General features: G+C 70.3%; 3 protein-coding genes. 1 reads left to right on the forward strand and 2 read right to left on the reverse strand.

Annotated elements, in window-relative coordinates; all coding sequences use genetic code 11:
- Window positions 1-133: 133 nt before the first annotated feature.
- Window positions 134-655 (forward strand): hypothetical protein, encoded by a 522-nt coding sequence (locus tag D7Y13_RS33295; RefSeq protein ID WP_120535693.1) that lies wholly within the window; start codon window positions 134-136, stop codon window positions 653-655.
- 1277 nt (window positions 656-1932) lie between these two features.
- Here D7Y13_RS33295 and D7Y13_RS33300 read toward each other — a convergent pair.
- A complete protein-coding gene (locus D7Y13_RS33300; protein WP_120535692.1) occupies window positions 1933-3114 on the reverse strand; it encodes a type III secretion system effector protein in 1182 nt (393 codons plus the stop codon).
- A 167-nt stretch (window positions 3115-3281) separates the two neighbouring features.
- Window positions 3282-8839 (reverse strand): non-ribosomal peptide synthetase (locus D7Y13_RS33305; RefSeq protein WP_120630894.1); only part of this gene is annotated, 5558 nt, incomplete at its 5' end.

Consider the following 8839-nt stretch of genomic DNA (forward strand, 5'->3'; position numbering starts at 1 on the left):
CCCTCCCCCTCAACAGGGCCCCCATCCCTCTTATGCGTCTCCGTGGCCGGGCTGAATTCCCACGATGCGCGCCATAGGATGAGGGGCTTGCGAAGATCTCCAGCATGCCAGGCCCGCTCATCAAGGACACCCCATGCGCCTCAACCTCCTTTCCATTATCGGATTGCTCTTCCTTCCTGCCTGTGGATCAAAGTCGGAGCAGGCAGAGAGCGTGGGATCCTTGCAGGGCGACAAGGCCTTCCCGGTGACCTGGACCGGCGAACTCCTGCCGCGCGGCCCCGACGGCGGGACCTCTTTCTCGATTGCCCTGCTGGCCGACAGCGACCTCTCCGGGCTCTGCACGGCACCCGCGGACGCCGGCTACGACCTGCCACCGTCCCGCTTCGTGACGGTCTCGGTCATTGGCCCGCCCGCGGCAGGGACCTTCGAGGTCGGCAACGCCACCGGCCCTGGGTTCGTCCAGGTCCAGCAGCGCCTCATGGACGGAGGGACGCAGACCCTCGGGGTGGCCACCAGCGGAAGCATCAACCTGACGACCGCTACGACGGACCGCCTCGTTGGAAGCTTCAATGTCCAGGTCCAGGGAAGGTCAGACGCAACGACGACGGGTTTGTCGGGAACCTTCGACGCCGCTTTCTGCGCGAACCGGAAGTGATGCCTCCGCATCGAGGCGCACCCGCGGCACACGGCACGAGACTGGCCCCAAAGTTGTCCTGAGGTGGCCTGAAGTACCTCGATCTGGGCGGCTCGACCGCTGCGTTGTGCTGGGTCGGCAGGTCCTGGACCGTTCACAGGCCGCGCCATCGGCCTCCGTATCAGGGTTGCCCCTGATGTCGACAGCGTCGTGCCGACACGACGCGCAGCGCTTGCCCCAGCCGCAGTGCGGCCCCGGCTCGCGCGCCGGGTCCGTGGGCAGCGGCTGCGGCTCCAGCCCAGGTGCGTGAGGATCTCCTCGATCACCGGCCGCTCCAGGATGGCGGCGATGAACTTCATCTCGCCGCCGCAGTTCGGGCACTGCTGCATGTCGATGTCGAACACGCGCTTGAGCAAGCGATCCCAACTGATTCGGTGCGGCCGGGCTGAGGCCCCTGCTCCCTCAAGCAGGTGCGGAGGAGGCGAGCGCGGGGCTTGAGGCAGCGGCAAGGAAGGAGCGGATGAAGGAGAGGACACCGCGAGCATGACGGAGCCCCCGGCTATCGCGGACGGTGAGCCGGTCGGGCATCACCCGCGAGTAGTCCTACAGCTGTAGTTTGAGCCGCGCCCCTCGGGCCCGGTAGTGACACCGCATGGCAACGGCTTGGTGGTGGCGCCGCCAGCGACTCCACGCGAGGACGTGCGCGAGCGGAGCGACCGCACGCCGCAGCAACGCCACCAGGAGTCCCCGCACTTCCTGGACGGAGTAGCGGACGAGGGCTGTCAATGAAGGCCGCGCCGAGCAAGAAACGCGCGCATGGGGTTTCTTCGCCTCGGCAGGCCGGGCGCTTTTGGGGGCATATCCTCCTGGGGCGGAAGGTTGGCCATGGAGCGCTGCGGCGAGATAGACCTGCGCCACCAAGCACAGCGTCATGTGCCGGTGCCAGGCCATCCAGGTGCGCACTTCGTACTCGACGGCAGCGCTGTGTGCCTCGCGCCTGCGGAAATAACAGCCTCTAACAAATGTCAGGGTAGAGGCTGTAAATCAACTTCCATGGCCCCGCCAACCTGCAATGAGTTCCCAGGCTTGAATTGAAGCTCACGGTTCTCGTTTGACGATTGCCATCCCAACAGCAGACCCGGCAGCCGCAATCATCCACGGCACGCTCGTCCCTCAACGATTCGATGAGCCAGGCCGGCGGCTCTCGGAGACTCCAGGAGTCGCCGGCCCCGGCCTTCCTGCGCGCCAGCGCGGCGGCGGGCTGCGCCACGGAGTGCTCGGGTCGTCCCGGATTCACCTCAGCCGTACTTCAGCGCGCGCCGCTCATCGATGACCTCCTGCGGGTGCAGACGCAGGTAGCGCAGAAGGTCCTGGGCGAATTCGCCCGAGTGTCCGAAGCGGACGCCCAGGCGGTGCTCGGCGCGCAGGGTGTTCTCCGAGAGGTCCGTCCCGCGGATGGTCTCGTACTCCTCCCGGTTGCTGTAGTCGCACAGGGGGAACTGGCCGCGGGACGTTCCATGGGCGTTGTGCAGGGCGTGGATGAGCTCGTGGGCGATGGTCAGGAACAGCGGCGTGGCCAGGGGATTCTTCAGGCCGTCGAACGCGACGAATGACGCGTCCGAGATTCTCGGGTCGATGGCAATGATGGAGCCGCTGCCGGAGTCCGGGAGCCTCGGGAGCTCGGTTCCGGTGATGATGTCGATGTTGGCCTTCGCGCTGCCCATGGCCCGGGCCATGCCCTGAATCGTCCCCGCCTCCGAGAAGACCCCCGTCACGGCGGGGCCGAGGTCGCCGCTGGACACGTTCTCCGGGATGGGCATGCCACACCTTCGGTTGAGTTCGAGCAGCCCCTGACGGAGGGCCTGCGCCGACAGGACGGTGGACTGGGTCCTGGGAATGATCTTCACCTTCTTGCCCTGCGCCAGGAGTTGGGTGACGAGGCTGCGGCCCCCTGCGGTGGACAACATGCGCGCGAAGGCCGCCAGGACCGTCACGCGGAAGCCCTCGATACGCCGGGGCGCCTGACGAATCGGCTGGGCGACGACATGGTCGGTGTCGAGGACCTCGATGGCCCTGTTGCCCCCCTTGAGCGCCCGCCAGGCCAGGCCGGTCACCATGTCGTCGGCATCCATGGCGTAGACCTGAGGCTCCGGCATCACCTCCTGGATGACCGCCGTGTGCTCCGCCTGGATGACTTGCAGGAACATGAGCAGGTTGATGAACACCGCGTGCCCGACATTCCCGGAGCGCGCCAACTGGGGGTTCGCCGTGAGGAACTCATAGACGCTGTGCTCGACGAGGCAGAGCGACTCCTGCCGCCGGCGGTAACGCTCGCCCCGAATCTCCAGGTAGTCCGCCCAGAAGTCCTCGATGGTCCCGAACAAGTCGGCGCGAGCGATCGAGCCATCCATGCGATTGCGAATCGCGCGCGTCAGCGCGATGACCTGGGCCTTGGTGGGGAGGTTCGGAAGCAAGGGCATGTTGGCTCTCCTGGTTTTCCCGAGTAACTGCAAGCAGCAGACCAGAGTCGTGCCCGCACGAAGCCCAACGCGCGTCCTCCGGGCAGGCCCGCCTCACGCGTCACTCGTGGACGCGTCCGCGTCCAGGGAGGAAGCGCATCCCTGTACCGCACCGGATTGTTGAGCGACTATTTCGCGGACACGCTCCAGGTGGGCTCGGGCGCGAGCGACCGGAGCGCCGCCTCCAGTCGCTTCGCGAGGGCCTGGACGTTCGGGGCGCGCAGCAGCGTGTAGTGGTTGCCCGGAAGCGTCTCGCGCACCAGCGGCCCGGTGATGAGCGCGCCCCAGCCTTCATCGCCGGGGCCCTCGGGTGCGGGCGCTTCGCTCGCTTGCAGCAGCAGGACGCGGCCAGTGAGCGGTCCGGGGCGGTAGTGCTTCAGCGCGCGCAGGTTGTGGGTGAACACCTGGAGGAGCGTGCGTCCCTGGGGGCCTTCGGCTTCCGGCGCCGCGAGCTGTCCCTGGTCGAGTTCGAACAGGGACGCGACCTGACCCGCGTCGCCCACGTCGAACGGCACCCGGTCGTCCTTCGCCGGGCTGGGGTCGATGAGGGCCAGCAGCTCCACCGCCTCTCCCCGGGCCTGGAGCTGGCGGGCCATCTCGTAGGCCACCACGCCGCCCATGGACCAGCCTCCCAACCGGTAGGGGCCCCGCGGCTGCACCGCGCGGAGGGCGTCCACGTAGAGCGCCGCCATCGCCTCCACCGTGTCCAACGGCGGACGGGTTCCGTCGAGCCCCTGGGACTGGAGTCCATGGAAGGGCTGGTCCGGACCGAGCTGCTTCGCCAGCTCCGCGTACGCCAGCACGTTGCCTCCCACCGGATGGACGCAGAAGAAGGGCCGCTGCGTGCCGTGGGGCTGGATGGGCACCAGCGGCGAGAAGGCCGTGGGGGCCTGCCGCAGCAGCCGGGCCAGCTGCTCCACCGTGGGCGCCTGGAACAGCGCGGCCAGGGGCAGCTCGCGGTGGAGCCGCTCGCGGATGCGCGCCATCAGCTTCGCGGCGAGCAGCGAGTGTCCCCCCAGGTCGAAGAACGGCTGCGTCACCCCGATGGGCCGCCTGCCCAGCAGCGCCTCCCAGAGCTCCACCAACTCCCGCTCCAGCGCGTCGCGTGGCGCGATGACGGTGGCGGGGGGGCCGGCGTCCAGGCTCCGGGGCTTCTCCGGGAGCACCTTGCGGCCCAGGGCCTCGGCGCTCAGCAGGGGGGCCAGGTCCAGGGGCGCGTCCGGCCTGGCGAGGACGCCCTCCAGCAGCGCGTGCCATTGCTCCATCAGGTGCCGCACCGTGGCGGCATCGAAGAGGTCCGTGCTGTAGCAGAGCGCGCCCTGGAAGCCGTCGGGCAGGCGCGTCAGCGCGAGGTCCAGATCGAACTTCGCCGTGGTGGAGGTCACCTCCAGCGCCTTCAGCGTCAGGCCGGGGAGGCCCACCTCCGACTCGGGGGTGTTGTGCAGCGCGAAGAGGGCCTGGAAGAGCGGGGTGCGTCCCAGGTCCCGCTCCGGCTGGAGCGCTTCCACCAGCCGTTCGAAGGGCAGGTCCTGGTGTTCGTACGCGCCCAGCGTGTTGGCGCGCACCTGGGCGAGCACCTTCTGGAACGACGTGCCCGCGTCGAAGCGGGCGCGCAGGACCAGCGTGTTCACGAAGAAGCCGATGAGGCCCTCGGTCTCCGCGTGGCGCCGGCCCGCGATGGGCGTTCCCACCAGCACGTCCTCCTGCCCCGCGTACCGGGACAGCAGCGTCTGGAACGCGGCCAGCAACACCATGAAGGGCGTTGCGCCCTCGCGCTTCGCCAGCGCCTCCACCGCGTCGCTCACGGCCGGAGACAGGTGCACCGGCAGGGTTGCACCCCGGGCCGAGCGCTTCTCCGGACGCGGCCGGTCGGTGGGCAGGGCCAGTGTGCGCGGGGCTCCGGCCAGCTGGTGCCGCCACCAGTCCAATTGGGACTCCAGCACCCCGCCTTCCAGCCACGCCCGCTGCCAGACGGCGTAGTCCGCGTACTGCACGGGCAGCTCGGGCAGGGGGGCGGGCTGGCCCTGGCGGAAGGCCTCGTAGAGCGCGACCAGCTCGCGCACCAGCACGCCGAAGGACCAGCCGTCGGACACGGTGTGGTGCAGGTTCATGAGGAGCAGGTGCTCACGCTCCTCCAGCTTCAGGAGCGTGAAGCGCGCCAGCGGCCCGGTGCCCAGGTCGAAGGGCCGCAGTGACTCCTCGTCCGCGCGTCGGCGGGCCTCGGCTTCGCGGGCTTCCCCGGGCAGGTGGCCCAGGTCCTCCGTGCGCAACGTCCCGGTCAGGGCCGGGTGGATGCGCTGGCGGGGCTCTCCGTCCCGGGTCTCGTACGTGGTGCGCAGGACTTCATGACGCTGCACCAGCGTGTCGAAGGCCCGCTGGAGGGCGCCTGGCTCCACCGTGCCGGACAGGCGCAGCGCGAAGGGCAGGTTGTAGAGGCTGCTGCCCGGCTCCAACTGGTCGATGAACCACAGCCGCTGCTGCGCGAACGACAGCGGCGGCGGGCCCTCCCTGTTCGCCCGCGTCAGGGGCGGCAGGGCGGTGGTGGTCGCGGCGTCCGGCAACCGCCGCGCCAGGGCCGCCACGGTGGGCGCTTCGAAGAGGGCGCGGACTGGCAGCTCCACGCCGAAGCGGGCCCGCACCCGGGCCACCACCTGCGTGGCCAGGAGCGAGTGGCCGCCGAGTGCGAAGAAGTTGTCGTGGCGTCCCACGGTGGGCACGCGCAGCAGCTCAGCCCAGAGGGCCGCGAGGCGCTCCTCGGTGGGCGTGGCCGGGGCTTCGTAAGGGCTCGCGGCGAGGTGCGCGGCCTCCGGGGGGGGAAGGGCCTTGCGGTCCACCTTGGCGTTGGGCGTCAGGGGCAGGACGGGCAGGGCGACGAAGGCCGTGGGCACCATGTACGCGGGCAGGTGGTTGCGCAGGTGTTCGCGCAGCGGGGCCGTGTCCTGCTCCGGCGTGACGTACGCCACCAGCCGTGCATCTCCGGGGACGTCCTCGCGGACGAGGACGACCGCGTCCCGGAGGCCCGGATGCGTGCGCAGGGTGGCTTCGATTTCGCCCAGCTCGATGCGGTGGCCGCGCAGCTTCACCTGGAAGTCCAGGCGGCCCATGAAGTCGAGCGTGCCGTCCTCGCGCCAACGCGCCTTGTCCCCCGTGCGGTACAGGCGCGCACCGGGCTCGGGATTGAACGGATCCGGGAGGAAGCGCTCCGCCGTCAGGTGCGGACGGCCCAGGTAGCCCCGCGCCAGGCCCTCGCCCGCGAAGCACAGCTCTCCCGGCAGGCCGAAGGGCACCAGGTCCTGACGCGCGTCGAGGACGTAGGCCCGCAGGTTGTCGAGCGGACGCCCGATGACGGGCTGCTCGAGGGACGTGCCCTGGACGTTCCAGACGGTGGCGTCGACGGTGCACTCGGTGGGGCCATAGGCGTTGAAGGCCCGGGTGCGCGACGTGCGGGCGAGCTGCCTCCAGAGCACCTCGTCCATCGCCTCGCCGCCCACGCTCAGCACCGACGGCACGTGCGCGCGCTCCAACAGCCCGGCCTCCAGCAGGGACTTGAGCTGTCCGGGCGTGCAGTCCAGCACGTCCACCCGCGTCGCCTCCAACCACGCGAGCATCCGCTCCGGATCCAGGCGCACGTCCTCGGGGACGACGTACAGGCAGTGGCCATCCAGGAGCTGGAGGACCTGTTCGATGGATGCGTCGAAGTAGAGCGGCGCGTTGACCGTGACGCGCTGGCCCTGCTCCAGGCCCGCGTAGAGGGTCCGCGTCAGTGCGCGGTGCAGGTGGAGCACGGAGCGGTGCCGCACCATCACGCCCTTGGGCAGGCCCGTGGAGCCGGAGGTGTAGATGACGTACGCCAGGTTTCCAGCGAGCGCCGCCGGAGGGGGATTCTCCCGGGACAGCGTGGACAGCCGCCCCTGTTCGGCATCGAGCCGCACGACGTGGGCGACGTCCGGAACCCATGCCTCCGCGAGGGCTTGCGAGGTCACCAGCACGCGGGCATCGCAGTCGCGCAGGAGCAGCGACCGGCGCGTGGCGGGCGCGTTCGGATCCAGCGGGACGAAGGCGCCACCCGCCTTGAGCACCGCCAGCAGCGCGACGATGAGCTCCGCCGAGCGCTCCAGGCACAGGCCCACGGGCACCTCGGGTCCCACGCCCCGGGCCCGCAGCTCCCAGGCGAGCTGGTTGGCGCGCGCGTTGAGTTCCTGGAAGGAGAGCGTCGTCTCCCCGAACACCACGGCGTCCGCCTCCGGGGTGCGGGTTGCCTGTTGCTCGATGCGTCCGTGCACGGTGCCTTCGCGGTCGAAGTCCGTGACGCCGCCGCTCCCGAGTTCGAGCAGATGCGCCCGCTCCTCCAGCGTGACGAGGGACAGCTCCCTAAGGGGCGCTTCGGGTCGGGCGAGCGCGGCCGTGAGCAGCACGCGCAGGTGGGCGACGAGCCGCGTGGGGGTCGAGCGCTCGAACAGATCCGTGGCGTATTCGAGCGTCCCCCGGAACCCGTCTTCCTGACGGTGGAGGTCCAGGCTCAGGTCGAACTGGGACGTGGCGCGGCCGTCGATGCGCGCCGGGCGGAACGTGAGCCCGGGCACCGACAGCTCCGGCACCGGCGCGTTCTGGAGCGCGAACATCACCTGGAAGAGCGGCATGCGGCCCAGGTCGCGCGTCGGTTGCAGCGCCTCCACCAGCCGCTCGAAGGGCACGTCCTGGTGTTCGTAGGCGCCCAGCGTGTTCGCACGCACCTGGGCCAGGAGTTCCCGGAACGTCGTCCGGGCCCCGAAGCTTCCGCGCAGGACCAGCGTGTTGACGAAGAAGCCGATGAGCCCCTCGGTCTCCGCATGGCGGCGGTTCGCGATGGGGGAGCCCACCAGCACGTCGTCCTGTCCGCAGTAGCGGTGCAGCACGGTCTGGAAGGCCGCGAGCAGCACCATGAAGGCCGTCGCACCTTCGCGCCGGGCCAGGGCCTCCACCTGCTCCGCCAGCTCTTGTGGCAGGTGCACCGGCACGGTGTCACCACGCTGCGTGGAGACGGCGGGCCGGGGCTTGTCGGTGGGCAGCTCCAGGGCGCGGGGCGCGCCTTCGAGCTGCTGTCTCCACCATGCGAGCTGGGCATCCAGCGCCTCGCCCTGGAGCCAGCCGCGCTGCCAGAGGGCGAAGTCGGCGTACTGCACGGGCAGCTCCGGGAGCACGGGCGTGCGTCCCTCGCGGAGGGCTTCGTAGAAGGCGGTGAGCTCCCGGGCGAGCACGCCCAGGGACCAGCCGTCGGACACGATGTGGTGCAGGTGGAGCACGAGCACGTGCTCCTCCGTGGCGAGCTTCAGCAGCAGGGCGCGGATCACCGGCCCTCGCGCCAGGTCGAACGGGCGCTGGGATTCGGCCGTCGCGAGTCGCTCCGCCTCCCGCTGACGCTCTCCGGCGTCCTCCAGCTCGGTGAGGTCCACGCGCTCCAGGGGCACCCGGGCCCCGTCGTGGAGGTGTTGCACGGGCTGGCCGCCTTCCAGGCGGAAGGTGGTGCGCAGCGCTTCGTGTCGCGCCATCAGCGCATCCAGGCTGCCTTGCAGTGCATCCTCGTCCAGCGTCCCGAGGAGCGTCAGGGCGAAGGGCATGTTGTAGAGGCTGCTGCCCGGCTCCAACTGATCGATGAACCACAGCCGCTGCTGCGCGAACGACAGCGGCAGGGCGGAGGGGCGGGGCC

Origin of the sequence: Corallococcus praedator (assembly GCF_003612125.1) — a bacterium.
Classification (GTDB): Bacteria; Myxococcota; Myxococcia; order Myxococcales; family Myxococcaceae; genus Corallococcus; species Corallococcus praedator.